The following is a 24,428-nucleotide window of genomic DNA, read 5'->3' on the forward strand; positions in this document are numbered from 1 at the left end:
ATGTTTCCACACTGGGTTCTTGGAATGGTACCGTAACTGGCCGAATGATAAGAGCCGTATGAATCGAGAGGTTCACGTACGGTTCTGTGAGAGCCTGAAGGTGAAACTCCTTCGGGCTACTCGACTGGAAGGTCGGCTACTCAATTAATGGGTAGCCTCCTATCCGATCCGTGATTCGGAAAAATTTCAAATGTGCTATCCTGCTCCGAATTCTCTCCGACATCAACGTGATCCCGCCGATCCCTAGGGCGGCGTAAGCCGTTTAGGCCTGGGTTTGACCCTCGTAGGCGGAAGTGATACGATACGTGGGTAGGATAAAACAACCGATTGAACGGAGGCTCGGTATGAGCGATCATGTCCATGACGAGAATTGCGAACATGACCACGATGAGGCCGTGTTTATCGTAACGGATGAAGAGGGCAACGAACACGAGATGGTGCTCGTGTACACTTTTGAAATTAACGATCGCGTATATGCCGTATTGTTGGACCGCAACGATCCGGAGGATGACGGCGTGATATTCCGCGTCGAAGAGGATGGCGAGGACGAGGTTCTCGTGAACATCGAAGACGACAAGGAATGGGAAACGGTCATGAAGGCTTACGAGGAGCTGGCCGCGCAAGAGAACGGGCAAGCTTAAGCCGAGACCCCTTGAACGAAGAGATAAGGCGGACCTTCCTTCGCCGAAGAAGGAGGGTCCGCCTTATCTTATTTTCGAGGGTTATAATAAATCGTTCTTCCGTTAAACATCAGAACCTCCGCCTGCAATTGCTTGCCAATCCACTTGCACAATTCGTTGGCCTTGGACTTGTCTCCGTGAGTGGAGTCGTTCGGCAGGACGAACTGAATGCAAGGGACAGACTCGCCTTCGCTCTCGCGAACGCCTGTTCCAATCACGATATAGCGGTACTGAGGGGTCTTGCCTTTCAAATAGAACCAGCGGCCTTCGGCTTCGGGCTTCTGCTCGATGCTGTAGGGAAATGCCGAACCCGCATAATCCCATCCCAACTGCTTGCCTGTTAACTCCACTTGCTCCCGGTAACGCTGCAGCTGTTCCTGAACGCCAGCAAGGTCGATGTCGGATAAAGTCGAGCCCTGCACAAGCGAGATGTAAGCGCTTTGACTCATCGGTTCCACCCCCACGCCCATGATAGCATTTCCCGCTTTCGTTGGCAACGGGTCCCAGATGCGGCGCAAGCCCGCCGGCGAACGCGGATCGCGCACAGACGGCGGGCTTGGACTTATCTACGGTTTTCATTTTCTAGAATATAGCCGTTTCTTCCATGATGACCTTAACGTGCGTAACGGAACGGTCCTCCGGCCCTTTCACCGGCAAGCCGACCTCCAGATGATCGACGATATAGTCGATGTTATCCTGCGAGATGACTTCTCCGGGCAGCAGAATCGGAATGCCCGGCGGGTACACGTAAATAAATTCGGCGATGATACGGCCCGCCGATTCCTTAAACGGAACCCGCTCGGTTTCCCCGTAAAAAGCGTCTCTGGGCGTCAGCGCGAGATGGGGAATTTCCGGGATCACGACGTCGACCTCGGCGATTTCTTTCGATTTCGCGTAGTAGGCCTCCGACAACGCCCGAAGCGCTTCGATCAGAATGCCGATCGACGCCTCGTCGTCTCCGGGGGTGATCAGACACAGAATGTTGTACATGTCGCTGAGCTCGACTTCGAGCTTGTAATGCTCGCGCAGCCAATTTTCCGCGTCGTAACCGGTAATGCCCAGATGCCGTACGTGAACGGTCAGCTTCGTCGGATCGTAATCGTACGTCGCCTCCTCGCCAAGCAGCTCGTCCCCGAAGCAGTACAGCCCGGGGATGCGGTTGATCTCTTCCCGGCCCAAGCGGGCGAGCCGCAGCGTCCGTTCGGCCAGCTCCCGGCCGCGGATCGCCAGCTGTCTCCGCGCCGTATCGAGCGACGCCAGCAGCGGATACGAGGTTGACGTCGTCGTAAGCAGGCTGAGAATCGTCTGCACGCGAAGCGGGTTGACGAGCCCTTTGCGAAGGTTCAGGATCGAGCTTTGCGTCATGGAGCCGCCCAGCTTATGGACGCTCGTTGCGGCCATGTCGGCTCCGGCCTGCATAGCCGACATCGGCAGCTCGTCGGAGAAGTGAATCAACGCGCCGTGCGCTTCGTCGACGAGCACCGGAATGTCGTATTCGTGGGCGAGATCCACGATTTCCTTCAGATTTGCGCACACCCCGTAGTAGGTCGGATTGATGACGAGCAGGGCGGAGGCGTCCGGGTGACGCTCCAGCGCCCGGCGGACCGAGCGGGTCGAGACGCCGTGATCGATCCCGAGGTTCGTGTCCCGGACGGGAGACAGGAAGACGGGACGCGCGCCCGCGAAGATGATCGCCGACAGCACGGATTTGTGCACGTTGCGGGGGACGATGATTTTGTCGCCGGTGCCGCACACCGCCAGTATCATCGTCATAATAGCCGTACTCGTTCCTTGCACGGAGAAGTACGTCGCATCCGCGCCGAATGCGTCGGCGGCGAGCTGCTGCGCTTCCAGAATGACGCCCGTCGGCTGATGAAGATCGTCCAGCGGGGCGATATTGATCAAGTCGATGTCGAGCACGTTCTGTCCGATATAGTCGCGATACTCGGGATCCATTCCCGAGCCTTTCTTATGTCCCGGGATATGGAATTGCACCGGATTTTGCCTTGCATGGGAACGCAGCGCGTCGAATAGCGGAGTGCGGTGATGATCCAATAGAAGTTCCCTGCCTTTCTGGAGAGGTGCCGGAAATCGACGTAATCGATGGTCCAAACAGCATGAGTATAACAAAAATGAGGGGGAAATCAACTGCCGTTTCCGGGAGGCGGACGTTGTCACCAAAACGTCAACGGTTGCAATTTGGAACTGCATGGATTTATATGCTACCATCAGTAGAAGATAGATTTCGGCACGTTATTTTATTTATCGCACAACAAGAGGAGAGAAAATGCGCGTGAAAAGCAAATTGGCAATCGTAGGGCTGATGCTCTTTACGATTTTTATCGGGTTCGGCATCATTATTCCGGTTCTACCCGAGCTTGTGACGGAGGCCAGCGAGCAGTCCGCCAACTGGCACACGGGAGCGATGCTTGCCGTCTATTCGCTCATGTCGTTCCTGCTTAGCCCGCTCTGGGGCGGCCTGTCCGAGAGAATCGGCCGCCGTCCGGTCATTATGACGGGAGTGATCGGGTTCGCGATCAGCTTCCTGCTGTTCGGCTTGTCCGAGGATCATCTGTGGATGATGTATGCGTCCCGCGTGCTTGGCGGGCTGTTCTCCGGCGCGGTCGTATCCTGCATCGTGGCCTACGTCGCGGATATTACGACAGAGCAGGAGCGGACGAAAGGTATGGCCGTCGTCGGCATGAGCATCGGACTCGGATTTACGTTCGGACCGGGCTTCGGAGGCTTGCTGAGCGAGATTACGCTGCATACGCCGTTCTATGCGGCGTCCGCGCTTTCCCTGATCGTTTTCGTCGCGGCCTGGTTCCGCCTGTCCGAATCGCTGCCTCCGGAGAAGCGCGCGTCCCGGGACCGCAGCAAGAAGGTATCGCGCTGGACTGCATTCCAGGGACCGCTTAAATACTTGTACGTGCTGGCGTTCTTCGTGACGTTCTCGCTGGCGATTCTGGAAGCGACGCTGCAGTTGTACGGCATGAAGAAGTTCGGGGTCACTCCTCTGCAGGTCGGGATGATGTTTTTCTTCTGCGGACTGGCCGGGGCGGTCGTTCAGGGCGGAGTCGTTCGCAGGCGCGTGAAGGTCGGCCAGGAAGGCCGTTATATCGCGCTCGGCCTGCTCATATCCGCAGCCGGATTTTTCCTGCTGCTCACGGCCGCCAGCTGGGTAATGGCAACGGTGTACCTGTGCGTATTCGGCATCGGGAATTCGCTGATCAAGCCGTGCGTCACGTCGCTCATCACGCAGAAAACGACGGTCGGACAAGGCGTCGCCTCCGGTCTCAGCTCTTCCATGGACAGCCTGGGACGGATCATCGGCCCGGCGCTGGGGGCTGCTCTGCTCTGGGCGGCCGACTGGCTGCCGTTCGTCGTGTCCGGCATTCTCTCGATCGCCGCGCTTGGCCTGCTCGCGCAGTACCGCAGCCAGGACCGCCAGCAGAGAGCGCACGCGTAACGCCGAATGGCCTCTCCCAACATCGTTTTGATCTCTGCCGAAGGCGCTCGCCTTCGGCTTATTTGTTTTGGATAGCGGCCGGCACGCGTATGCGCCCGATTCTGTGGACGGCGATCGCCACCGTCGGCGCGATGCTGCCGCTCGCGTTCGGCTCGTCGGAGAGCTGGACGTTAAGGCACTTTCTTGGCCCAGCTAAACCAAAGCCATGCGGTACAGCGGCAGCAGCGTGCGGAACGTGTCCTCGGCCAGCCGAACGAACGCTTCTCCGTCGGCGAGCAGCGGGTCTCCGCGCCGAATGTGGACGCCGCAGGTGAGCTCGGCGGCTTTGACCGTCTGCAGCCGCACGAACAGCTCCTTCAGCGCCTCGTCCGACAGCTCGCCATGGACGAGCCCCGTCGGCATCATATGGTCCTTCGACCAGACGTAATGCGAAGGAATCGAGCGGCGCACCGACTTCAGCTCGGTCAGCGCGCGCTCGGCGAAAGCGTCCTTGCTCGGACATTCGTAGATGACGGCGAACTGGACAAAGACGTGCGTCGACCATAGCCCGACCTGAAAGTGGGGGTGAGCTTTATAGCCCTTCTTGTTGCGCGCGAACGCGACCCACGAGTCGTTCGGCGGATTTACCGTTCTTCTGGCGTGCTTGGCGACATGCGTAAACATCTCCTCGCCGCATGCGGCTCCCAGGAACGGAGCCAACTGCTCACCCAACTGATCAAACTTCGGCCGAACCCGGTCGATCAGCGCCTCCATCCGGCCCTCCAGCCCCTCAATCTCGAACACGTTAAAATCCCGTTCCTCGAAGCCTGCGAAGGGCTTCGTCGCCTGTATGCTCATTCCTTAATCTCCTTTAAATAAAAAATAGCGATTTGCGTCCGGTCCCGAAGACCCAGCTTGCCTAGTATTTCCGAAATATAGTTTTTGACCGTGCCTTCGCTGAGGAACGTCGCGCCGGCGATTTCCTTGTTCGACTTGCCGTCCGCGATATGCCGGACGATCTCCTGCTCCGCGGGAGTCAACCCGGTGTCCGCCAGCCGCTTGCCCGCTGCGGAGCCGGTCTCCCGAGCGTCCCGCTGGTCCAGCAGGCCGGCCAGCTTGCGGGCGATATCCGGATGAATCAGATGATTGCCCTCGACGACCGATTTGATGCCGGAGACGATCCGGGCAGGCGGAACGTTCTTGAGCAGATAGCCGTTCGCTCCGTTGCGGATCGCCCGCACGATGTAATCGTCGTCGTCGAACGTCGTCAATATGAGCACCGCCGGCGGCTTGTCGAGCGTCTTCAGCTTGCGCGTGCCCTCGACTCCGTCGCAAACCGGCATGCGAATGTCCATCAGCACGACGTCCGTCTCCGGATGGTCGCGAACGAATCGATAGCCTTCCTCTCCGTCTCCGCACGCGCCGATGACCGTAAGCTCCGGGTCCAGATCGAGAATCAGCTTCAGACTTTCCCGAATGAACGGGTCATCGTCGACGATGACCAGGTGAATCATGACTCCTCTCTCCTTTCCGGGCGGGGGCCGGGCGGCTGCGAATGCGGCACGATCGTCGAGAGAACGAACCGGGGCTCCGTCGCGACGCGAAGCTGTCCGCCGACCACCGCCAGCCGGTCCTGCATGCCTTTAAGCCCCATGCCGAACGCGATGCGGTCGGGAGGAGCAGCTCCGTTGTTGGAGACGTGCATGGCGATGCTGTCCGCCCTAAATTCAAGAGCGACCTCCACTCGGGTAGCGCCGCCGTGGCGCACCGCGTTCGTGATCGCTTCCTGGACGTTCCGGTACAGCGCGAACTCCAGACTAGGATAGAGCGGGAACGGATGGCCGGTTACGGAGAAAGAAGCCTCGATCTGCAAATCTCTCGCCGCGTCCTCGATCAGACGGTGCAGCGCATACCTTCTGGAGCTCTCGGCCCCGGCCGGCTGCAGCTTGCGAACCGTGTATCTCATATTGTTCATGCTCTCTTCCAATTGGCCGCGCACCTGCTCGATCAGTGCGGTCGCCTGGGCGGGATGGCGTTCGAGCAGTTGAAGCGCGGCTTCCGTCATCATTTTGAGCCGAATAAGCCGATGGCCCAGATCGTCGTGCAGCTCGGCCGCGATTCGGCTGCGTTCCTGCGCCTGCGCGTAGTCCTCCACCTTCCTCGCATACTCCAAGACGCGGGCGCGCTCCTGCTCCAGCTGATCCTGGCCGCCCTCGAGCGTCTCCACGAGCCGATCCAGTCGAGTCATTCGGGCTTTCTGAAGCCAGACGGCGCCGACGAGGAGCGCGACGGCCAGCCACCCGACGTTCATCGTCCAGATCGTCTCGGCCGGAAGGTCCGGCGCGCCGGCGTTCAGAATCGCTGCGGACAGCGCGGCGGTCAGACCGAGCTGTGCGGGCTTGTCCAGACTGAGCGCGGCGGAGACGAGCAGGGAATATTGGAGAAAATATAGCAGACCTCCGTATTCGTGGAAGAGCCAGCCGAAGGCGGCCATCCCGAGCGGAAGAAGCGCCATTGCGAACTTGCGGGCGAACAGCAGCAATCTGGAGATCAGCAGCGCCGTCAGGATGCAGGCGACGTATTTCCCGACTGAAGGGATGTCCGCTACGTACAGGGTGGCGATCCCGGATACGGCAATCAGCAGATGCTGAAGCCAGACAAGGGGCAGCCTCATGGGGAAACTCCTTCCGGGAAGGGCTTGAATGAATTCCATTATAGCACTCGAGAAATGACTTTTGTCACCCCGAAGAATCAAAAAACGATGACTCTCGATACCTTTCGCCGAATGCCCGATCCCCTATAATGAGATCAACGACAGGAGAGGGGAAGCCGATATGACGTTCGTGACATTCAAGGGTGTCGTCAAAAAATACGATACGAAAGTCAGCGTGAATCATTTGAATCTGGAGATTGCAGAGGGAGAAATTTTCGGCTTGCTGGGTCCCAACGGAGCGGGGAAGAGCACGACGATTCATCTGCTTTCGGGTCTTCTTCCGTCCGACGCCGGCGAAATTGCGCTCGACGGCTATTCCGTTGCGAAGCGGCCGCTGGAGACGAAGCGCAGAATCGGTCTGGTCCCGCAGGAGCTGGCCATCTACGAGCAGCTGTCGGCCAGGGAGAACATCGCCTTTTTCGGCAGGCTGTACGGTCTTCGCGGCAGCCTGTTGAAGGAGCGGGTGGAGGAGGCGCTCTCGTTCGCCGGCCTGCAGGAGTTCGCCAAGGACAGGCCGGCCACGTTCTCCGGAGGGATGAAGCGGAGGCTGAATATCGCCTGCGCGATCGTACACCGTCCGAAGCTGATCGTGATGGACGAGCCGACCGTCGGCATCGATCCCCAGTCGCGGAACCATATTTTGGAGTCGGTTAAAAAGCTGAACGCGATGGGGTCGACCGTCATCTATACGAGCCATTATATGGAGGAGGTCGAAGCGATCAGCACCCGGGTCGGCATTATGGATCAGGGCAAGCTGGTGGCGCACGGAACGAAGGAGGAGCTGATCCGGCAAGCTGGCTTGGAGGAGCGGCTGCTGCTCGAGACGAACCGGATGACCGACGAAGCGGCGGACGAAATTCGCAGCCATCCCCGGGTGACGACCTTCCTGCGTCGGGAGGGCTCGCAGCTGGAGCTGGTGCTGCAGCAATCGCAAGCTTATTTGCAGGACATTTTGTTTATTCTGACCAAGCACGAGCTGAAGCTGCAGAAGCTGACCCGGGTGGAGCCGGATCTGGAAAGTCTGTTTCTGGCGCTGACGGGCCGGACGCTGCGCGATAAGGCGTAGCGGGAAGGGGGGATTTGTTGATGAGACTGGCATTATGGGTGGCCTGGAATGAAGCGCTGCGGCTGTGCCGGATTCGCACCGTCGTCGTCATGCTGCTGGGACTGCCGCTTCTGCTCATCTTTTTGCTAGGCAACGCGCTGGAAAGCGAGCGGAAGCCCGTTGCGCTGTCCGGCGCCGCCGGACGCGAACCGCTGGGCGATTCGGCTGAGCGCTACTTGACGTCGCCTGTGTTGGCCGATTTCGTTCGCGCGCACCTTCGCGGCGGCGACGAAGAAGTTCGCGAGGACGTTCGCACGGGACAGGCGGATTACGGCTTCGCGCTCACGGATGCCGGAATCCGTTATTATCCGGGGCCGTTTACGGAGCGCAATCTGGTCGCCGAATCCGTCCTGGACCGCTTCGTCGCGGATGTGAACCTCCGTCTGGCGGCGGCGTCCGTCCTGCCGCATCTGGACGAAGAGCGAACGGCGGAGCTTCTGTCCGCCGTCCCCGCCGCCGAGCGGATCGAGATCGGCACCTTGGTCGCCCGGAACAGCACGGACTTCGATCGTTTTTCCGCCGTGCAGTATTATTCCGTCGCTTATCTGATCATGTTTCTCATGTATGCCGGCATGTCGGCCGCCGTCAGCCTGACCGAGGAGCGGGAGAACGGAACGCTACTGCGCCTCTATGCGATGCCGGCGCCGCTCGGCGTATTGCTGTTCGGGAAGATGATCGGCTCCGCGCTGTTTGCCATTCTGCAGGCCGCCGTCATCGTCGGCTTTACAGAGACGGTGTACGGCGTCGACTGGGGGGGCGGCTACGGCGTGATCGCGCTCGTCTGCGCGCTCGTGTCAGCGTCGACGATCGGCTTCGCCATCGTCGTCTGCTCCTTCGTCCGCAGCCGCAGGGCGATCGAGTCGATCTTCAGTCTGGCGATTACCGTGATGACCTTCCTGAGCGGAGGCATGATCGCCGATCTCGGTCCGGCCATGCGGGAAGCGGGCAAGTACACGCTGAACCATTGGGCCAACGAGGTGCTTCGCGGGACGATGGCCGGCGCGCCGCTGAGCGACAGCTGGCGGGAGGCGCTCATACTGGGCGCGATCGCGGCGGCTGTTGTAACTTCGGCAATGCTTCGATTCCGAAAGGCGGTGTCGTTATCTTGAACAGCCTCATCATAGCCCGGCTTCACATTCGCAGGGCGCTGGGCAACCGCAAAGGAGCGCTGCTGCCGTTTCTGCTGTCGATTCTGGTCATATCGGGCATCGTCGGCCTGTTCGGCAGATCGTCCGACGAACGGGTTCCCGTCGCCCTGCTGAACGCGGACGGCGGTTGGCTGAGCGAGCCGATGGCGGCATCGGTTTACGCGGACGGCTTCGATGTGCGGGAGCTGAATCCCGCAGCCGATCCGGAGCCGCTTAAGAGCAAGGTGTACGATGGCGAATGGGGGGCGCTCGTCTACATTCCTCCGGGCTTTACCGAGAAGCTGCTGAAGGGAGAAGAGGCCCCGGTCCAGCTCATCCGTCAGAACGAACGGCCGTGGAACGCGGCTCTCGGACTGACGCTGTCGCAGACGGCGGATCGGCTGGCCGGCGCCGTCGCGCTGGCCGCCGCGGGGGAGGGCGGACCGGGGGAGCGCGAGCGGCTCGTGCGCGCGCTGCTGGAGCGGCAGCAGCAGGCCGGTCTGCGCGTCGAACGGGAGCAGGTCGTGCATAAGGCAAGCAATGCGTATGTGCTCGTCGTCGGCTTAACGCTCGTCTTCGTCATGATGCTGACGAACCAGTCGATTCTCGGCGTGATTGAGGATCGGAACAACCGGACGATGGCCAGAATGTACACCGCGCCGGTCCGGGCCTGGGAGATCGCGCTGGGCAACTTCCTGGGCTGCTTCGCGCTCGGAACGGCGCAGCTGATGCTCATTCTTCTTCTGACCCGCTTCGTCATCGGCTTCGACCTGGGCGTTCCTTTCGCCGTGGAGGCGGTCGTCATGGAATGCTTCCTGCTGGCGGCGGTCGGCATGTCCACGGCGACGGCTTCGCTCGTGAAGAACAGCGCGGTGCTCGGCAGCATCAACAATCTGGTCGTCATTCCGACCTGCATGCTCGGAGGCTGCTTCTGGCCGGTCACGATGATGCCGGGCTTCATGCAGAAGCTGGCGAATTTCACGCCGCAGAGGTGGGCGATCTCGGCGCTCGAGCAGGCGTCCGGCGGAGAAACGCTAAGCGGAATCGGCCTTCAGCTCGGCGTGCTGGCTCTGTTCGCGGCGGTGCTGCTTGCCTTCGGTTCTTACGTGCTGCGCCCGGCTCGACGATAACGGAACAAGAAATCGGGAGACGGGCTGTCCGGCCGCGACGAGCGGGGGCAGCCCGTCTTTTTCGAAAAATAGGAAGCAAAATAGTCAAGAAACCAAGTTGCCAGATCATAAGATGGAGTATAAGATAGAGTTAAGACACAATTTTCTGACAATTCGGTCAACATCTCAAGCCATGCGATCAGGGCAGGAGGAGGGGATGGCCGTGAATCGCAATCATGAAGTGGAGTACTGCAATCTGGAGCTTCGTTTCGACCGCAGGCAAATCCAGAATCTGATCCGCGAGCTCATTCAGAACGGTTACTCCCTGTACTGGAACGAAAGCGAACATCACTTTATCGTGTCGGTGCGAACGGGGCGCAAGCTGTTGAAGCTGAAATTTCTGAGAACGATGGGCCGTTACAAAATGGTGGGCAATTATTTGGTCCGGGACGAGAAGCTGGCTTCATGGATCGAGAAGCTGATTAACGATTCCCGGGGCCACGCCGTCGTCAAAAGGTTTCAAGACCGTCAGGTGCTTAGAATCGAGAATATCATGTTCGGTGAAATGATCCGACTCGTGGAGGTGTCCGGCATGGAACATCGCATTATTTTTCAGAAACGGCCGCAGGTGACGGTGGAAGACATGGTGCAGGCGTTCAAGTCGAACAGAGCCGAACTGCGAGCGGGAGTTCTGCGGCTTGAAATCGATTACGAGCTGGCCGTGCTGCACGAAGCGATAGAGAGCGGGCGGACGGAAGCCGTCGAGGCGAGCAAGGAAAAACTTAAAGTTATGAGGATGGAGATGCTGCAGCTCGAGCTGTAACCGATGCTGAGGCGTTCGGATTTCTCCTCTATAGATGAAAAGCGGAGCATCCTGTGAATGAGGATAGCTCCGCTTTCTCTGTCCCGTCAGGGGAGAAATCAGCCTTGCGCGAACTCCAGCTCGATATGGATTTTGATCGCGTCTCCGACGAGAAACCCGCCCGTCTCGAGCGCGGCGTTCCAGCTCAAGCCGAAATCGGAGCGGTTGATCGTGCCGTCCGCGACGACGCCGAATTTCGTATTGCCCCACGGATCTTTGGCCGGACCGGAAATTTCGGTGTTCAACGTAACGGATTTCGTCACGCCCGCGATCGTCAAGTCGCCGGTCAGCGCATAGTCTTCTCCGCCCTTGGAGACGAGGGAGGTCTTCTTGAACGAAATTTGCGGATACTGCTCGGCGTTGAAGAAGTCCGGGGATTTCAGGTGGCCGTCGCGTCCTTCGTCCTTCGTGTCGATGCTGTTCACGTCGATCGTCAGCGATGCTTCCAGGCTTGGCAGATCGGACGGATCGGCCGATACGACCGCGTCGAATTCGGTGAAGCTGCCGCGCACGTTCGTGATCATCATATGGCGAACGCTGAACGTGATGCCGCTGTGGGCTTTATCCAGATTCCAGGTGCTTGCTGCCATTATCAACACATCCTTTATAATTTATATTAACTATTAAATAATAAGTAACAAGAAAAAGCAAGAACTTTTTTCCTCAGCCGGGCTTTGCAAATGATGGTTTTCATCTCCGGTCAAAAAGAGTACAATAAGCATATTGTGAAAATTTTTGCTAAAAGGATGAAGAAAAACATGTCGAAAGCTAACATTGGCGTTGTCGGCTTGGCCGTCATGGGACGCAATCTGGCGCTTAATATCGAGAGCCGCGGCTTCACGGTCGCCGTATACAACCGCTCGAGAGAGAAGACGGACGATCTTCTGAATACCGAAGGAAAAGGCAAAAAGCTGGTCGGTACATACTCGGTCGAAGAGTTCGTGAACGCGCTGGAAAAGCCGCGCAAAATTCTGATCATGGTTCAGGCCGGGGCGGGCACCGATGCGACGATCGATTCCCTCGTGCCTTATCTGGATCAAGGCGATATTATTATCGACGGCGGAAACGCCTACTTCCCGGACACCCAGCGGCGCAGCAAGCAATTGACGGCCCAAGGCTTCCATTTCATCGGGACTGGCGTTTCCGGCGGCGAGGAAGGCGCGCTGAAAGGGCCGTCCATCATGCCGGGCGGGCCGGAGGAGGCTTACCGGCTTGTCGAGCCGATTCTGACCGGCATTTCCGCCAAGGTGAACGGAGATCCGTGCTGTACCTACATCGGGCCGGACGGCGCCGGCCATTATGTCAAAATGGTGCATAACGGCATCGAGTACGGCGACATGCAGCTGATCTGCGAAGCCTACCAATTGTTGAAGGACGTTCTCGGCGTCTCCACGGACGAGCTGCACGAGATTTTCGGCGAGTGGAACAAGGGCGAGCTGGACAGCTATCTGATCGAAATCACGACCGACATTTTCGCGCAGAAAGATCCCGAGACCGGCAAGCCGATGGTGGACGTCATCCTGGACGCGGCCGGGCAGAAGGGAACCGGAAAATGGACGAGCCAAAGCTCGCTCGATCTCGGCGTTCCGCTGTCGATCATTACGGAGTCGGTGTTCTCGCGCTTCCTTTCCGCGATGAAGGAAGAGCGCGTCGCCGCGAGCAAGGTGCTCAAAGGACCGCAAACGAAGCCGTTCCAAGGCGACAAGGCGGCGTTCATCGAGAGCGTGCGCAAGGCGCTGTTCGCCAGCAAGATTTGCTCTTACGCGCAAGGCTTCGCGCAGATGCGCGCGGCTTCCGAGGAGTACGGCTGGAACCTGCGCTACGGGGATATCGCCATGATCTTCCGCGGCGGCTGCATCATCCGCGCGCGTTTCCTGCAAAACATCAAAGACGCCTACGACCGCGATCCGCAGCTGCGCAATCTGCTGCTGGACGAGTACTTCAAAGGCGTCGTCGAAGCGTATCAGGGGGCTTGGCGCGAAGTGGTGGCGACGGCGGTCGCTTACGGCATCCCGGTTCCTTCGTTCGCCAGCGCGCTCGCATACTATGACAGCTACCGTTCGGAGCGCCTGCCGGCCAACCTGCTTCAAGCGCAGCGCGACTATTTCGGTGCGCACACGTTTAAGCGGGTGGACAAGGAAGGCACCTTCCACCATAACTGGATCCAATCCTAACGCTCGTGTTCGCGGGGGAGCAGCTCGCTTAGCATCGTGCGGAAGCATTCGGTTTCCGGGCCGCTCGGACTGCGCCGATAAAGCAGCAGCAAGGCCATGTCCGCGAAACAGGCAAAATGGGCAAGCAGCTGTGGCCGATCGAGTCCCGACCATTCGGGGGCTCTGTCGGCCACTTTTTTCTTGATGAAACCGAGCGCCCATAGAACGTCTTCCCGGCAGAGCGGGTAGGACGGATCGAGCAGTCGGCGGAGAGGCTGCTCGGACGGCGGCTTCGACCGTATATCGTTCAAGGAACATCACCTTTGCACGAAGGATTGTACACTATCAAACTTACGGAAAAACTCTTCGTTTTATACCTTCGAAACGATATGCTATGATGTTAAATAGTAAAAATAATACTTGAAGCATGAAAAAGAAGGAATGAGGAACGCGCAGTGCACAGCAACGACTTCAGCCGCAACATCATTATTGTCGGCTTCATGGGAACCGGGAAAACGACGGTCAGCCGGCTGCTGTCCGCACGTTTAGGTTGGGCGTGTCTGGACACCGACGAGGAAATCGCGAAGGCTGCGGGCAAGCCGATTCCGCAAATATTCGCCGAGGACGGAGAGGCGGCTTTCCGGGACTTGGAGAGTCAAGCGGTGGAGAATGCCTTGAGCGGAGAACGAAGCGTCGTCGCGACCGGAGGCGGCGCCGTGCTGCGCGAGAGCAACCGGAAGCAGATGCTGGATCGCGGCTGGGTCGTCGCGCTGACGGCGGACAAGGCGAGCCTGATCCGCCGCGTGACGAGCGCCGCGGCGGGAACGAGACCGCTGCTGGCAGGCGATGCCGAGGCTCGCGTTGCGCAGCTGCTGGAGTCGAGGCGACATGCCTACGACTTCGCGCATGCGCAGGTGGATACGTCGGCGAGAACGCCCGAGGAAGTGGCCGAGGCGCTGCTTCAGGGGCTGCCCCCGGGCTGGCTTTAAGCCGGGTTCAGCTCGTTCCAGGCGAGCATTCCGCCCAGCAGATTGGTGACGCCCGAGTAGCCGAGCGAAGCGAGGTACTGGCAGGCTCTGTCGCTGCGGGCGCCGCTGCGGCAGATGAGGATGACCTCCTCGTTTTTCGGAATCGAATCAAGCTGCTGCGGCACCTGGCCGAGCGGGAGATGGCGCGCGCCGGAAATCATGCCCTGCGCGACCTCCTCCTCTTCGCGGACGTCGATCATGTGCGGGGTTTCTCCGGCGTCGAGCCGGGCTTTCAATTCCTCCGCGGATATCTCGTTATAGGAACTCATAGCGGGATCAGCCTTCCTTCAAGGAGTATAGCATCATCATAAGAAACTGCGCACGGCGCTGTCAAACGATAGGCGGTAGATATTCATGAAGATCGCGTTCGGAGTCGCGATCGCGGGATTTCTGGGGGCGACTGCCCGCTACGGAGTCGGGCTTCTGTTCTCCGGATCGGCGAATCCGGCAGGGTTCCCGTGGGCGACCTTGTTCGTCAACCTGTCGGGTTCGCTGCTGCTCGGGCTCTTGACCGGGTGGCTGGCGGGCAAGCCTTCCGCCGCCTGGGCGAGCGATGTGGCCGGTACCGGATTTCTCGGGGCGTACACGACGTTCGGCGCTTTTAACGGGCAGCTCTGGGCGATGCTCGAGCATCGCGCCTACGGCGCCGCTGCGGCCTATGCGGCGGTCAGCGCCGCGGCGGGCTGGGGGCTGGCCGCTCTCGGCTTGAGCATGGGAAGGAAAGGGACGGGGAGGCGGACATGAACGGAATGGGCCTCGCCTGCGTCGTCGGTCTCGGCGGAGCCGCAGGCACGCTGCTTCGCTACGGAATCGGGCGATGGGTTACGGCCCGGGGCAGGCACAGCGTCCTCGGCACGCTGATCGCGAACCTCGCGGGATCGCTGGCGATGGGCGTGCTGATCGGAATCGGTCTGGAGGAACGGCAGGCTTCGGCTTACGCTTTGGCCGGAATCGGTTTTCTGGGCGGGCTGACGACCTATTCCACCCTGAATGTCCAGAAGGCGTCGTTATTTCGCGGCGGCGGAAGATCGAAAGCTCTGCTTGCCTGGTATGTGACCGCGACCTATGCGGGCGGCTTCGCGTTGACTGCGGCCGGCGTCGGCATAGGCTGCTTCGTGGGACGGCAGTAATGGCTGCGAAGGCGATCGAAGACGCCTTGAACGTTAAATCTGTAGGACTAATGCTTTCTAAAGGAGCGTGCTTATCGAATATGGATATGATCGTAACCCCGACAGGCAGACTGAACGGCGAAATTCAGGCGCTGTCCTCCAAAAATTATACGACCCGCTACCTGCTCGTCTCCGCGCTGGCGGAAGGGACCAGCACGATTCTGTACCCGGCTCACAGCGAGGACGGCGAGGCGATGCGGCGCTGCATCCGGGACCTGGGCGCCGTCGTGGAGGAGGACGAGGAGAAGATCGTCATCACCGGCTTCGGACGCAGTCCCCGGCCGACGAAAGAGCTGGACGTCGGCAATGCGGGCGCCGTGCTTCGCTTCATCATGTCCGTGGCGGCGCTGCTGCCCGAGGTTCATTTCGTCAATACGTATCCCGCTTCCCTCGGCAAGCGTCCGCACGACGACCTGATCGCCGCGCTGGAGAGCATGGGCGTTCGGATCGAGCATCAGAACGGCCGGCTGCCGATGACGATTCGGGGCGGGAACCCGCGAGGCGGCAAAATTCAGGTGTCGGGCAGCGTCAGCTCCCAATTCCTCAGCTCCTTGCTGTTCCTGACCCCGCTGCTGGACGAAGACAGCGAGATCGAGGTGCTGCACGACCTGAAGTCGAAGGTCGTCGTCGGGCAGACGCTGGAAGTGCTGGAGCAGGCGGGCATCGTCATCGAGGCGTCCGAGGATCTGATGCGCTACCGGGTTCCGGGCAGACAGAAGTACAAGGCGCAGACGTACACGGTGCAGGGCGATTATCCGGGTTCGGCGGCCATTCTGGCTGCGGCGGCGGTCACCGAGTCGGACGTCGTCGTCCATCGGCTGAAGGAAGACAGCAAGCAGGGCGAACGGGCGGTCGTCGACGTGCTGCGGGCGATGAAGGTGCCTCTGACGCACGAGGGCGGCATCGTCCATGTGAAGGGGAACGGACGGCTCACCGCAGGCGAGTTCGACGGGGACGAATTCACGGACGGCGTGCTGGCGATGGTCGCGGCCGCCGTGTTCGCGGAAGGCACCTCGCGTTTCTATAACGTCGAGAACTTGCGTTATAAGGAATGCGACCGCATTACCGACTACTTGACCGAGCTTCGCAAGGCGGGAGCGAGGGTCGAGGAGAAGCGGGACGAGATTATCGTCCACGGTCGCCCGGAGGGCGTAGAGGGCGGTGTGGAGATCGACGCGCACTACGATCATCGCGTCATTATGGCGCTGACGATCGTCGGTCTTCGCTCCGCCCGGCCGATCCGCATCAAGGACGCTCACCATGTCGCCAAATCGTACCCGATCTATTTCGACCACCTGAAGTCGCTTGGCGCTCAGGTGGAATGGACATCCTAACCGAGTCCGTTCGCCCAATACGCTAATGAACAGGGAGGCATGCTTTGATGGCTTACGTTCACCCGTCTCGTGAAGAGATCAAGCGCATTCTCGAGCAATCGGCCACGATTGCCGTCGTCGGACTGTCCGACGATCCGTCCAAGACGTCCTATATGGTGTCCGAGGCGATGCAGCGCAAAGGTTATCGCATCATTCCGGTCAATCCGAACGCAACGGTCATACTCGGGGAGAAAGCTTACGCCTCCTTGAAGGACGTTCCGGAGCCGGTCGATATCGTTAACGTTTTCCGGCGGCCGGAGCACACGCCGCCTATCGCGAAGGAAGCCGTCGAGATCGGGGCGAAGACGCTGTGGCTGCAGCTCGGCATCTTGAACGAGGAGACGGGAGCGATCGCCGCCGAGGGCGGCCTGCGCGTCGTCATGGATCGCTGCATCAAGGTGGAGGATTCCATCCTGCTTCCGAACGGAAAATCCTGAGCAGAAGAACTGCTCCTAACGGCGGCGCCGTCGTCCCTGGCTGACGGCGGCGCCGCGAGACTGTAGCGGGGAGGAGGAGGCGCATGTACGGAATCGGATATCTGCAGAGGCTGGGCCGGGCGATGATGCTGCCGATGACGGTGCTTCCGGCCGCAGCCATCTTTCTGATGCTGGCGCGACTGCCGTGGGACTCGCTGGGCTGGGCCCAGGCGCCCGAGCTGCTGCACGCCGCCGGCATGGCGATATTCGAATACGTGCCTTATGTGTTCGCGATCGGCATCGCGCTCGGGATGTCTAACCAGACCGCCACGGCGGGCATGGGAGCGCTCGTCGGGATGATTATTTTCCATGTCGTTACGCATACGTACGATCCGAACGGCGTTCAGCCGTCGATGTTCGCGGGAGCGGTCATCGGCATCGCGTCCGCATGGGCGCACGATCGATTCCAATCGTTCCGGCTCCCCGAATTTCTGCAGTTTCTGGGAGGCTCCCGGTTCGTGCCGCTGTTCATGAGCGCGCTGTCGCTGGCCTTCGCCTGGCTGATGATCGGCATGGGGGAAGGGCTGCAAAGCTGGGCCGCTTCGGCGGGCGCCCTCGTCTATTCCGCCGGCGGCTTCGGCGTGTTCCTGTACGGGTTTCTCCATCGCATTCTCGTCGCCTTCGGCCTTCATCACATTCTAAATCATCTGTTCTGGTTTCAGGTCGGGGAGTATCAAGGAGCGGACGGGGCGGTCTACTTCGGCGATCTGCCGAGGTTCTTCGCAGGAGACGCTTCCGCCGGCATCTTCATGGCCGGCCTGTACCCGACGATGATGTTCGCCCTGCCGGCGGTCGCCTATGCGATCATTCACGAGGCCCGCGAGGATTTGAAGCCGAAGACGGGCAAGCAGTTCCGCGCGGCCGCTCTCGGCTCGTTTCTGACGGGCATATCCGAGCCGGTCGAGTTCGCCTTCCTGTTCGTCGCGCCTTACCTGTTTCTCATTCACGCGCTGCTGTCGGGCGGAATTATGTGGCTCGTCTACGAGCTCGACATCCATCACGGCTTCGCGTTCTCGGCCGGCGTGCTCGAATATTTGGTGAATCTTCCGCTTGCGCAGCGGGGCTGGCTGCTGCTGCCGATCGGCGCGGCCACCGGCCTGCTGTATTACGTGCTGTTCCGCTGGAGCATTCGTCGCTTTCAGCTGGCCACTCCGGGACGGGAAGACGCGACGCGGCTCGACGATTGGGCCGGAGACATCCCGTACCGGGCTCCGCTCATCCTGCAGGCGCTCGGCGGCAAGGAGAACATGATTCGCTTCGAGGCTTGCATTACCCGTCTGAGGCTGACGCTGGAAGACGATCGCAAGGTCGACGTCCAGTCGCTGCGCCATCTCGGCGCGGCGGGCGTCATCCGGCTCGGCGGCGGCCACGTGCAGGTCGTATTCGGCACGTTCTCGGAGCTGATCCGGGAAGAAATCTACAAGATTATGCAGACCGACGTGCAGCAGATCCAGTTTCATTCCCCCGTGCAAGGTCGGATGATTCCGCTCGAGGAGGTCGACGATCCGATCTTCTCCGGCCGGCTCGTCGGCCGAGGCGTCGCCTTCATTCCGGACAAGGGAGAGCTGGTCGCGCCGGTGCAGGGCAAGATCATTCATATCCATCCTTCCCTGCACGCGATCGGCCTCGTGACGAAGGACGGGCTGGAGGTGCTGCTGCACGTCGGCATCAACACTTCCCAACTGGAAGGCAAGGGCTTCACGGCGCTGGTGAAGATGGGGGACGAGGTGTCTCCGGGGCAGCCTTTGCTGAAATTCCATCTTCCGACGCTGAAGCAGCATGCGAAATCGTTAGAGACGCCAATGGTAATTACGAACAGCGACAGAGTCAAGTCGTGGAGGTTCGCTCCGTATAAAGCGGTCAAAAAGGGTCAGGCCGCCGTAATGTCGGTTGTCGTGCACGATAGAGAGATCAAGGGGGCGGAGAAATGATACAGGCGTTGGGGGCTTCGCAGGGAATTGCGATCGGCAAAGCTTTCGTGCTGCCGCATTGGGAGTGGGAGCTGCCGGATCAGAAAATCGACGTGGCCGATCTGGCCAAAGAGTTCGATCGGCTGTACGAGGGGGTCCGCCGGTCGAAGTCGGAGATCAGCCAGATGAAGACGGAGCTGGACGAAGCGGTCGGCTCCGAGGAGGCGAGCATCTTCGACGCGCATCTGGCGATTCTCGAAGATCCGGTGTTCATGAACGAAATCCAGGGCATCATCCAGCGTCAGTACAAGGTCGCGGAAGTGGCCGTCAAGGAAGCGATCGACCATTTCGTCACGATGTTCGACCTGCTGGACGACGAGTACATGAAGGAGCGCGCTCTCGACATTAAAGATGTGGGCAACCGGCTGCTCAAGCATCTGCTCGGCGCTCCGGAGATTTCCTTGCCGGAGGATACGCAGCCCTTCGTGCTGGTCGTCAGGGAGCTGTCCCCTTCCCAGCTCGTCCACCTGAAGCCGGAGCTCGTGCTCGGCATCGTGACGATGGTCGGAAGTCCGACGTCGCACTCGGCGATTATGGCTCGGGCGTTCGGTATTCCGATGGTAATGGGGGTCGAAGGCAAGCTGAACAAGCCGATCGGAACGGGTGATCTGCTGATCATCGACGGAGAGGCCGGCATGCTGCAGGTCGACCCGACGCCGGAGATGGTCGCCCGCTACACCGAGATGCGCAAGCGGCTGATCGCGCAGAGGGAGCAGCTGCTCAAGCTGGCCGAGGTGCCTTCCGTGACGCTCGACGGCGTGGCGCTCACGCTGGCGGCCAACATCAGCTCGCTTAAGGAGCTGGAAGCCGCGCTCGGCAACGGGGCGCAGGGCGTCGGCTTGTTCCGCACGGAGTTTCTGTACATGGACCGGGCGCATTTCCCTTCTGAGGAGGAGCAGTTCGAGGTGTACCGGACCGCCGCCCAGAAGCTGAAGGGAGAGACGCTTGTCATCCGCACGCTCGATATCGGCGGCGACAAGCAGCTGGACTACTACGAAATGCCGGAGGAGGACAATCCGTTCCTCGGGTTTCGGGCGATCCGTTTCAGCCTCGAGCGCAAGGATCTGTTCAAGAGCCAGCTGCGGGCCATTCTTCGCGCGTCGATGTACGGCGACGTGAAGATCATGTATCCGCTGATCACATCCGTGGAAGAGGTGCGCGCGGCGAACGAGGTGCTGGCCGAAGCGAAGCGCGAGCTTCAGGAGGCGGGGGTGCCGTTTCGCCCCGACGTCAAGGCAGGCATTATGGTCGAGGTGCCGGCCGCCGTGGCGATCGCCGACGTCCTCGCCGAGGAGGTGTCGTTCTTCAGCATCGGCACGAACGATCTGATTCAGTTCACGCTGGCGGTCGACCGGATGAACGAGAAAATCAACCATCTGTACGAGCCCTTCCATCCGGCGATTCTGCGCATGATCCGCTCGGTAGCGGAAGCGGCCAAGGCGAGCGGCATTCCCGTCAACATCTGCGGAGAGATCGCGGGAGACGTGAACGCGCTGCCGATCTGGCTGGCGCTCGGCATCGACGAGCTGAGTCTCTCCGCTCAGGCGATTCTGCCGGTGAAGGAGCGTCTGCTGCGCTCGAAGGCGTCGGACTGCCGCAAGCTGCTCGACGGTCTGTTTCGCTGCCGGACGGCGAATGAAGCGAGGGAGATGGCGCGCCAGTTCCACGCCGAGACGGCGCTCGCCCCCGGCAGCGCGAATCCGCTCGCGTAATCCGGAGGCGGCCTGCGGGCGCGACGCCCGCAGCCTTCCCGAAGCGAGCCGGCAGACAGCGAGCAAAGCCCGCCCGGCAGCGCCGGCTTGCGGCGCCCGGACGGGCTTGAGTCGTCGGCGCCGGCGGCGCCCGCCGCGTCAGCGGCCGAACAGCAGGTCGCAGAACGCTTTCGCGTACGGCGGAAGATCCGGCGGCCTGCGGGCGGAGACGAGATTGCGGTCGACGACGACCGCTTCGTCCACCCATGTCGCGCCGGCGTTCTCCATATCGTCGCGAATGCCCGGCGTCGAGGTCACCGTTCTGCCGTCAAGGATTTTGGCCGAGACGAGCACCCATCCGGCGTGGCAGATTTGGCCGATCGGCTTGCCGGCGGCGTCCATGCGGCGGACGAATTCCAGCACGCGGGCGTCTCTGCGGATTTTGTCCGGGGCCCAGCCTCCGGGAACGAGCAAGCCGTCGAACGCGTCGGCGTCGAGCTCCTCGTAAGAGAGATCCGCTACGGCGGGAACGCCGTACTTGCCGATATACTTGCGGCCTTGCTCCGGGCCGGCGTACAGCACTTCCGCGCCTTCTTCGCGAGCGCGGTAGACGGGATACCATAGCTCCAAATCTTCAAATTCCTCGTCTAGCAAACATACGACTCTTTTCGTCGAGGCCATCGCGGCCCACCTCCATTCGAATAGAACGTTAAGGATCGGAATTCCATTGTCCATTGTACCAAAACTTGCCCCTTCCTTCACGCTCCCGCAAGGGGAACAGAGAGGAGTGATCCGCATGAAGGGAATAGGGAGATACGTACCGGCGCTGCTTTGCATGATCGCCATCTTTATTTCTTCGTCCCGAAGCGGGGATCAGCTCGACAGCGTGCTGCCCTGGGTTCAGAAGTGGCTGCCTTTTCTGACCGACTTTAATCCGATGCACTATGTCGCTTATTTTCTGCTGGCGCTGACGATCGCTTACGGGATGGGCAAGCGGTCGTTCACGTGGAGAGGCTGCCTGCTCAACATCGCGATCTGCGTTCTGTACGGATTGACCGACGAATGGCACCAGTCGTTCGTTCCGATGCGAAGCCCGGACCCGCTCGATCTGCTGAACGACGGCATCGGGGCCTCGGCGGCCAGCCTGCTCGTTCTGCTGATCGGGCGCCTAGTAAATAGGCGCCGTTCCAGAAATTACACCGCCTTCTGAGCAGGAGAACCCAAGCCGGTTCTCGAATTATACGGGTAGCTCTTTGTAATTAAGGAGAGAATGCCGTTGCTGAAACGCTGCTTATGCGGAGAACAGATGAGTTTAAATCTTCGTACCGTCATTTTCGCGAAAAAAGTTCATATCGACAACGTTCCGGTCTACCACTGCCCCGGCTGCGGAAGGAACGACGTGTTTCCGGGGGTGAAGGAAGACGTCGGCAAGCTGGTCGGACAACTCGGCGCGAGGCCTTCCCCGGGCAGCATCCCGTTCGATCAGCTTCACGAATGGGCCGGCGTTCTGTCGCAAGCGCTGAACGATTCCGAGTCGCTGCAAGCCGCGGCGATCGCCAAAGCGGCCGAAGAAAGAATCGATCGGCTGCTCGATCTGCTGCTCATCGCTTCATCGTTAGAGGACGAAGCCTGGAAGAACGAAATACATACGCGTCTGAGTCAGTTGAGCGGCCAATACGTTTCATAGCGCCGAGGAGGGGCGGTTTCGGGATCACCGAAGCCGCCCCTTCTTCATGAGCGGAAGCCGTCGTCCGGCCTCGAGGCGGTTCGATTCGAATCGTTTTGCGCGCCGCGCCATTTTCTGCTACGATAATCATAACGATTTTCAAGGAGGCAGCAGCCTATGGCAAACTTGCAGCAATTGACGTCTCTCGAACAATGGAACGCCGCTCTGGAAGCCTCGTCGAGCAAGCCTCTGCTGGTGTTCAAGCACAGCACGAGCTGTTCGGTCAGCGCGGGCGCTCACGAAGAGACGATGCGCTATATCGAGGACGACCGGTCGGGAGCGGTGGATTACGCCATCGTGCACGTGATCGAGGATCGTCCGGTCAGCAACGAGATCGCCGAGCGGCTCGGCGTCAAGCACGCGTCTCCCCAGGTCATTCTGGTGAAGGACGGAGAAGCGGTATGGAACACTTCCCATTGGCATATTACGTACGATTTTCTGTCGGACAAGTTCGGAGCTTCGGCAAGCGGCACCTAATCTCGACTTCATGCGCGGTATAAACCATATGTTAGATTGCTAAACATACGGTTTTGTCGTATGATTACCTTAATAATCCATGATGGGACAAACCTCGGGTTTGCGGTCATGAACATTGGAGCGAATCATTGTGACGGTAACCATTTACGACGTGGCACGGGAAGCAGGCGTGTCGATGGCGACGGTATCCCGCGTCGTCAACAACAATCCTAATGTAAAGCCTCAAACGCGTAAAAAAGTTTATGAGGCGATAGAAAGACTCGGCTATCGGCCGAATGCCGTCGCTCGCGGTCTGGCGAGCAAGAAGACGACGACGGTCGGCGTCGTCATCCCCGACATCGCGAACGCGAACTTCGCGGAAGTCGCCAGGGGCATCGAAGATATTGCCAATATGTATCACTACAATATCATTCTGTGCAACGCCGATAAGCGGAAGGACAAAGAAATTCGAGTCATTAACACGCTGCTGGAGAAGCAGGTCGACGGTCTGCTGTTCATGGGAGGCGCGGTGACGGACGAGCATGTTCAGGCGTTCAAGACGTCGAACGTGCCGATCGTGCTGTGCGGCACGACCGACGAGAAGGGCGTCATTCCTTCCGTCGATATCGACCATGAGGCGGCCGCGTTCGACGCCGTGACGAAGCTGATCGGAGAAGGGCACCGGTCGATCGCGATGATCAGCGGCACGCTGCAGGATCCGGCGAACGGCTATGCCCGCTACCAAGGCTACAAGCGAGCGATGGAGGAGGCCGGGCTGGAGTTTAGCGAGGACTACGTTCGCGTCGGCAACTACAAGTATGAATCGGGCATCGAAGCGATGCAGTATTTCCTGAATCTGGACGTTCGTCCGACGGCCGTCTTCTCGGCTACCGACGAGATGGCGATCGGCGCGATTCATTGCATTCAGGATGCCGGTCTGAGCGTTCCCGACGACGTGTCCGTCATCAGCGTGGACAACAGCCGCATCTCGTCGATGGTGCGTCCGCTGTTGACGACGGTCGCCCAGCCGATGTACGATATCGGCGCCGTCTCGATGAGGCTGCTGACGAAGCTGATGAAGAAAGAAGCCGTGGAGAACGCCACGGTCACGCTTCCTCACGAATTGATCGTGCGCCGTTCCGTTGCCGCACCTAAAGGCAGCTGACGTTCGCGAAGACGGGAGCCCTGCCCGGCACGATGCCGGCGCAGGGCCTCTTTGTCTAAGAAAACCCCCAGTTCGACTGGGGGTTCAGGAAAGCTTATAGCTATGAGTAAAAATCCCTTGACCTTTATGATAAGATGGTAGCCGGTCTGCCAACCGCACCATCGAATCAAGGAGGAC

Annotated in this window: 27 protein-coding genes; 18 read left to right on the forward strand and 9 right to left on the reverse strand. The window is 60.0% G+C overall.

Annotated features, from left to right (window positions below; all coding sequences use genetic code 11):
* The first annotated feature begins 344 nt into the window (after positions 1 to 344).
* Entirely contained in the window at positions 345 to 641 is a 297-nt protein-coding gene (locus ACFO3S_RS27130; RefSeq protein WP_378102722.1) for a DUF1292 domain-containing protein, read from the forward strand.
* Between the two features lie 68 nt (positions 642 to 709).
* Here ACFO3S_RS27130 and ACFO3S_RS27135 read toward each other — a convergent pair whose 3' ends face one another.
* Positions 710 to 1,129, reverse strand: coding sequence for a DUF1885 family protein (locus tag ACFO3S_RS27135; RefSeq protein ID WP_378102725.1), 420 nt, complete (start codon positions 1,127 to 1,129; stop codon positions 710 to 712).
* Between the two features lie 133 nt (positions 1,130 to 1,262).
* Positions 1,263 to 2,735: an aminotransferase class I/II-fold pyridoxal phosphate-dependent enzyme gene (locus ACFO3S_RS27140; RefSeq protein ID WP_378102728.1), complete on the reverse strand. Its 1,473-nt coding sequence runs from the start codon at positions 2,733 to 2,735 to the stop codon at positions 1,263 to 1,265.
* A gap of 238 nt (positions 2,736 to 2,973) precedes the next feature.
* On the opposite strand from ACFO3S_RS27140, the gene ACFO3S_RS27145 reads away from it, so the two are divergent.
* Positions 2,974 to 4,149, forward strand: a complete 1,176-nt coding sequence (locus tag ACFO3S_RS27145) for an MFS transporter (RefSeq protein ID WP_378102731.1) — start codon at positions 2,974 to 2,976, stop codon at positions 4,147 to 4,149.
* A 192-nt stretch (positions 4,150 to 4,341) separates the two neighbouring features.
* On the opposite strand, the gene ACFO3S_RS27150 is transcribed toward ACFO3S_RS27145, so the two are convergent.
* The 3 genes from ACFO3S_RS27150 to ACFO3S_RS27160 are packed head-to-tail and all read right to left on the reverse strand — an operon-like array spanning position 4,342 to position 6,802.
* Positions 4,342 to 4,986, reverse strand: a complete 645-nt coding sequence (locus tag ACFO3S_RS27150) for a YktB family protein (RefSeq protein WP_378102732.1) — start codon at positions 4,984 to 4,986, stop codon at positions 4,342 to 4,344.
* The gene (locus ACFO3S_RS27155; RefSeq protein WP_378102734.1) at positions 4,983 to 5,642 is read right to left on the reverse strand and encodes a response regulator; all 660 of its coding nucleotides are present in this window, start codon (positions 5,640 to 5,642) and stop codon (positions 4,983 to 4,985) included. Before ACFO3S_RS27155 ends, ACFO3S_RS27150 begins: the two co-directional genes overlap by 4 nt.
* Positions 5,639 to 6,802 carry a sensor histidine kinase gene (locus ACFO3S_RS27160; RefSeq protein ID WP_378102736.1) on the reverse strand — a complete coding sequence of 388 codons (1,164 nt, stop codon included), beginning with the start codon at positions 6,800 to 6,802 and terminating at the stop codon, positions 5,639 to 5,641. The genes ACFO3S_RS27155 and ACFO3S_RS27160 overlap by 4 nt, the downstream gene beginning before the upstream one ends.
* Positions 6,803 to 6,962: 160 nt before the next feature.
* Between ACFO3S_RS27160 and ACFO3S_RS27165 the strand changes: the two genes are divergently transcribed.
* The 4 genes from ACFO3S_RS27165 to ACFO3S_RS27180 all read left to right on the forward strand — a co-directional run bounded on the left by ACFO3S_RS27165 (position 6,963) and on the right by ACFO3S_RS27180 (position 11,005).
* Positions 6,963 to 7,907 (forward strand): ABC transporter ATP-binding protein, encoded by a 945-nt coding sequence (locus ACFO3S_RS27165; protein ID WP_378102738.1) that lies wholly within the window; start codon positions 6,963 to 6,965, stop codon positions 7,905 to 7,907.
* A gap of 20 nt (positions 7,908 to 7,927) precedes the next feature.
* A complete protein-coding gene (locus ACFO3S_RS27170) occupies positions 7,928 to 9,055 on the forward strand; it encodes an ABC transporter permease (RefSeq protein ID WP_378102740.1) in 1,128 nt (375 codons plus the stop codon).
* Complete coding sequence (locus ACFO3S_RS27175) at positions 9,052 to 10,203, forward strand: ABC transporter permease (protein WP_378102742.1); 1,152 nt, start codon at positions 9,052 to 9,054, stop codon at positions 10,201 to 10,203. The genes ACFO3S_RS27170 and ACFO3S_RS27175 overlap by 4 nt, the downstream gene beginning before the upstream one ends.
* Positions 10,204 to 10,405: 202 nt before the next feature.
* Positions 10,406 to 11,005, forward strand: coding sequence for a hypothetical protein (locus ACFO3S_RS27180; RefSeq protein WP_378102745.1), 600 nt, complete (start codon positions 10,406 to 10,408; stop codon positions 11,003 to 11,005).
* A 98-nt stretch (positions 11,006 to 11,103) separates the two neighbouring features.
* Here the strand turns inward: ACFO3S_RS27180 and ACFO3S_RS27185 are convergent, their stop codons facing one another.
* Positions 11,104 to 11,634 (reverse strand): YceI family protein, encoded by a 531-nt coding sequence (locus tag ACFO3S_RS27185; RefSeq protein WP_378102748.1) that lies wholly within the window; start codon positions 11,632 to 11,634, stop codon positions 11,104 to 11,106.
* A gap of 168 nt (positions 11,635 to 11,802) precedes the next feature.
* Between ACFO3S_RS27185 and gndA the strand changes: the two genes are divergently transcribed.
* Entirely contained in the window at positions 11,803 to 13,218 is a 1,416-nt protein-coding gene (gndA, locus tag ACFO3S_RS27190) for an NADP-dependent phosphogluconate dehydrogenase (protein ID WP_378102751.1), read from the forward strand.
* Here gndA and ACFO3S_RS27195 read toward each other — a convergent pair.
* Complete coding sequence (locus ACFO3S_RS27195) at positions 13,215 to 13,508, reverse strand: hypothetical protein (RefSeq protein ID WP_378102753.1); 294 nt, start codon at positions 13,506 to 13,508, stop codon at positions 13,215 to 13,217. The two genes, gndA and ACFO3S_RS27195, sit on opposite strands and share 4 nt — an antisense overlap.
* Before the next feature lie 144 nt (positions 13,509 to 13,652).
* Here ACFO3S_RS27195 and ACFO3S_RS27200 point away from each other — a divergent pair, with 144 nt between their 5' ends.
* On the forward strand, positions 13,653 to 14,186 hold the full coding sequence (locus tag ACFO3S_RS27200) for a shikimate kinase (RefSeq protein ID WP_378102755.1): 534 nt from the start codon (positions 13,653 to 13,655) through the stop codon (positions 14,184 to 14,186).
* Here the strand turns inward: ACFO3S_RS27200 and ACFO3S_RS27205 are convergent.
* A complete protein-coding gene (locus ACFO3S_RS27205) occupies positions 14,183 to 14,494 on the reverse strand; it encodes a rhodanese-like domain-containing protein (protein WP_378102757.1) in 312 nt (103 codons plus the stop codon). The genes ACFO3S_RS27200 and ACFO3S_RS27205 overlap by 4 nt on opposite strands.
* A gap of 85 nt (positions 14,495 to 14,579) precedes the next feature.
* Between ACFO3S_RS27205 and ACFO3S_RS27210 the strand changes: the two genes are divergently transcribed.
* The 6 genes from ACFO3S_RS27210 (at position 14,580) to ptsP (ending at position 20,925) form a co-directional block, all read left to right on the forward strand.
* Positions 14,580 to 14,969, forward strand: coding sequence for a fluoride efflux transporter FluC (locus ACFO3S_RS27210; protein WP_378102759.1), 390 nt, complete (start codon positions 14,580 to 14,582; stop codon positions 14,967 to 14,969).
* Positions 14,966 to 15,355, forward strand: coding sequence for a fluoride efflux transporter FluC (locus ACFO3S_RS27215; protein WP_378102762.1), 390 nt, complete (start codon positions 14,966 to 14,968; stop codon positions 15,353 to 15,355). The genes ACFO3S_RS27210 and ACFO3S_RS27215 overlap by 4 nt, the downstream gene beginning before the upstream one ends.
* An 80-nt stretch (positions 15,356 to 15,435) precedes the next feature.
* Positions 15,436 to 16,728 (forward strand): 3-phosphoshikimate 1-carboxyvinyltransferase, encoded by a 1,293-nt coding sequence (gene aroA / locus ACFO3S_RS27220; protein ID WP_378102765.1) that lies wholly within the window; start codon positions 15,436 to 15,438, stop codon positions 16,726 to 16,728.
* 47 nt (positions 16,729 to 16,775) lie between these two features.
* Positions 16,776 to 17,204, forward strand: coding sequence for a CoA-binding protein (locus ACFO3S_RS27225; RefSeq protein ID WP_378102767.1), 429 nt, complete (start codon positions 16,776 to 16,778; stop codon positions 17,202 to 17,204).
* 83 nt (positions 17,205 to 17,287) lie between these two features.
* The gene (locus ACFO3S_RS27230; RefSeq protein ID WP_378102770.1) at positions 17,288 to 19,174 is read left to right on the forward strand and encodes a glucose PTS transporter subunit IIA; all 1,887 of its coding nucleotides are present in this window, start codon (positions 17,288 to 17,290) and stop codon (positions 19,172 to 19,174) included.
* A complete protein-coding gene (gene ptsP / locus ACFO3S_RS27235; protein ID WP_378102773.1) occupies positions 19,171 to 20,925 on the forward strand; it encodes a phosphoenolpyruvate--protein phosphotransferase in 1,755 nt (584 codons plus the stop codon). Before ACFO3S_RS27230 ends, ptsP begins: the two co-directional genes overlap by 4 nt.
* 138 nt (positions 20,926 to 21,063) lie before the next feature.
* Here ptsP and ACFO3S_RS27240 read toward each other — a convergent pair whose 3' ends face one another.
* Complete coding sequence (locus tag ACFO3S_RS27240) at positions 21,064 to 21,585, reverse strand: type 1 glutamine amidotransferase domain-containing protein (RefSeq protein ID WP_378102776.1); 522 nt, start codon at positions 21,583 to 21,585, stop codon at positions 21,064 to 21,066.
* 115 nt (positions 21,586 to 21,700) lie between these two features.
* On the opposite strand from ACFO3S_RS27240, the gene ACFO3S_RS27245 reads away from it, so the two are divergent.
* From ACFO3S_RS27245 to ccpA, 4 genes are all read left to right on the forward strand, one after another.
* Entirely contained in the window at positions 21,701 to 22,114 is a 414-nt protein-coding gene (locus tag ACFO3S_RS27245) for a VanZ family protein (protein ID WP_378102779.1), read from the forward strand.
* A gap of 96 nt (positions 22,115 to 22,210) precedes the next feature.
* Positions 22,211 to 22,591, forward strand: coding sequence for a hypothetical protein (locus tag ACFO3S_RS27250; RefSeq protein WP_378102781.1), 381 nt, complete (start codon positions 22,211 to 22,213; stop codon positions 22,589 to 22,591).
* Positions 22,592 to 22,747: 156 nt separating this feature from the next.
* Positions 22,748 to 23,107: a bacillithiol system redox-active protein YtxJ gene (gene ytxJ / locus ACFO3S_RS27255; RefSeq protein ID WP_378102784.1), complete on the forward strand. Its 360-nt coding sequence runs from the start codon at positions 22,748 to 22,750 to the stop codon at positions 23,105 to 23,107.
* Between the two features lie 130 nt (positions 23,108 to 23,237).
* The gene (ccpA, locus tag ACFO3S_RS27260; protein ID WP_378102787.1) at positions 23,238 to 24,251 is read left to right on the forward strand and encodes a catabolite control protein A; all 1,014 of its coding nucleotides are present in this window, start codon (positions 23,238 to 23,240) and stop codon (positions 24,249 to 24,251) included.
* Positions 24,252 to 24,428: the final 177 nt, after the last annotated feature.

It is taken from the genome of Cohnella hongkongensis (assembly GCF_042654645.1).
Taxonomy (GTDB): domain Bacteria; phylum Bacillota; class Bacilli; order Paenibacillales; family Paenibacillaceae; genus Cohnella; species Cohnella hongkongensis.

Coding starts and splice junctions, on each gene's coding strand:
- ACFO3S_RS27205 (WP_378102757.1), bottom strand. CDS start 14,494: ATGAGTTCCTATAACGAGATATCCGCGGAGGAATTGAAAGCCCGGCTC.
- ACFO3S_RS27240 (WP_378102776.1), bottom strand. CDS start 21,585: ATGGCCTCGACGAAAAGAGTCGTATGTTTGCTAGACGAGGAATTTGAA.
- ACFO3S_RS27155 (WP_378102734.1), bottom strand. CDS start 5,642: ATGATTCACCTGGTCATCGTCGACGATGACCCGTTCATTCGGGAAAGT.
- gndA (WP_378102751.1), top strand. CDS start 11,803: ATGTCGAAAGCTAACATTGGCGTTGTCGGCTTGGCCGTCATGGGACGC.
- ACFO3S_RS27245 (WP_378102779.1), top strand. CDS start 21,701: ATGAAGGGAATAGGGAGATACGTACCGGCGCTGCTTTGCATGATCGCC.
- aroA (WP_378102765.1), top strand. CDS start 15,436: ATGGATATGATCGTAACCCCGACAGGCAGACTGAACGGCGAAATTCAG.
- ACFO3S_RS27165 (WP_378102738.1), top strand. CDS start 6,963: ATGACGTTCGTGACATTCAAGGGTGTCGTCAAAAAATACGATACGAAA.
- ptsP (WP_378102773.1), top strand. CDS start 19,171: ATGATACAGGCGTTGGGGGCTTCGCAGGGAATTGCGATCGGCAAAGCT.
- ACFO3S_RS27225 (WP_378102767.1), top strand. CDS start 16,776: ATGGCTTACGTTCACCCGTCTCGTGAAGAGATCAAGCGCATTCTCGAG.
- ACFO3S_RS27160 (WP_378102736.1), bottom strand. CDS start 6,802: ATGAGGCTGCCCCTTGTCTGGCTTCAGCATCTGCTGATTGCCGTATCC.
- ACFO3S_RS27230 (WP_378102770.1), top strand. CDS start 17,288: ATGTACGGAATCGGATATCTGCAGAGGCTGGGCCGGGCGATGATGCTG.
- ACFO3S_RS27135 (WP_378102725.1), bottom strand. CDS start 1,129: ATGAGTCAAAGCGCTTACATCTCGCTTGTGCAGGGCTCGACTTTATCC.
- ACFO3S_RS27210 (WP_378102759.1), top strand. CDS start 14,580: ATGAAGATCGCGTTCGGAGTCGCGATCGCGGGATTTCTGGGGGCGACT.
- ACFO3S_RS27185 (WP_378102748.1), bottom strand. CDS start 11,634: ATGGCAGCAAGCACCTGGAATCTGGATAAAGCCCACAGCGGCATCACG.
- ACFO3S_RS27215 (WP_378102762.1), top strand. CDS start 14,966: ATGAACGGAATGGGCCTCGCCTGCGTCGTCGGTCTCGGCGGAGCCGCA.
- ACFO3S_RS27170 (WP_378102740.1), top strand. CDS start 7,928: ATGAGACTGGCATTATGGGTGGCCTGGAATGAAGCGCTGCGGCTGTGC.
- ytxJ (WP_378102784.1), top strand. CDS start 22,748: ATGGCAAACTTGCAGCAATTGACGTCTCTCGAACAATGGAACGCCGCT.
- ACFO3S_RS27250 (WP_378102781.1), top strand. CDS start 22,211: ATGAGTTTAAATCTTCGTACCGTCATTTTCGCGAAAAAAGTTCATATC.
- ACFO3S_RS27150 (WP_378102732.1), bottom strand. CDS start 4,986: ATGAGCATACAGGCGACGAAGCCCTTCGCAGGCTTCGAGGAACGGGAT.
- ACFO3S_RS27130 (WP_378102722.1), top strand. CDS start 345: ATGAGCGATCATGTCCATGACGAGAATTGCGAACATGACCACGATGAG.